This window comes from Oceanobacillus luteolus (genome assembly GCF_023715655.1).
GTDB classification, from domain to species: Bacteria; Bacillota; Bacilli; order Bacillales; family Amphibacillaceae; genus Oceanobacillus; species Oceanobacillus luteolus.
This window is the reverse complement of the sequence record NZ_JAMBON010000146.1, coordinates 1-478: the sequence shown is the minus strand read 5'-3', so window position 1 is coordinate 478 and position 478 is coordinate 1. Positions and strand designations below refer to the sequence as shown.

At 39.3% G+C, this 478-nt stretch carries 1 protein-coding gene; it reads left to right on the top strand.

Annotated elements, in window-relative coordinates:
* A partial coding sequence (locus M3210_RS20130; RefSeq protein ID WP_251518076.1) for an aminopeptidase occupies nucleotides 1-478 on the top strand: 478 nt, incomplete at both ends.

Genomic DNA, 478 nt, shown 5'->3' with positions numbered 1-478 from the left:
CGTTTCCAAAAGGCCTCTCGCACCAAGTTGAAGGCTCATTACGCAAAGATTAGATCCCACGAGATACGCTGGTGTATTTTGGCTGTCCCGAACTTCACATGGGCAACTAAAGTATTTCCTCACTTAACTAAAGAAGAAGCTCTGCATTCATTATGGAAATTAATTTTAAAAGGAACTCGTGCAGATGGGAAAAATTCTATAAAAGATTGGGAGAGTCACAATAGAGCCTTCGAGTCTCGAAAAAAAATCCTGAACGAGAGCCAATTTGAAGCCCTGCATTTTACAAATAGCCGTGGGACTGATTTATTAGTTGGTCTACCTAAAAATCATCTCTATATCGGTGGGAGTGTGATAGATAAAAATGGAATACCTTTCTTTCCGAACATTCCTACGGAAGAAATATTTACTGCTCCACATAAAAATAAGGTGAATGGCAAATTGGTAGGTACTAAACCTCTTATCTATGGGGGAAGTGTCA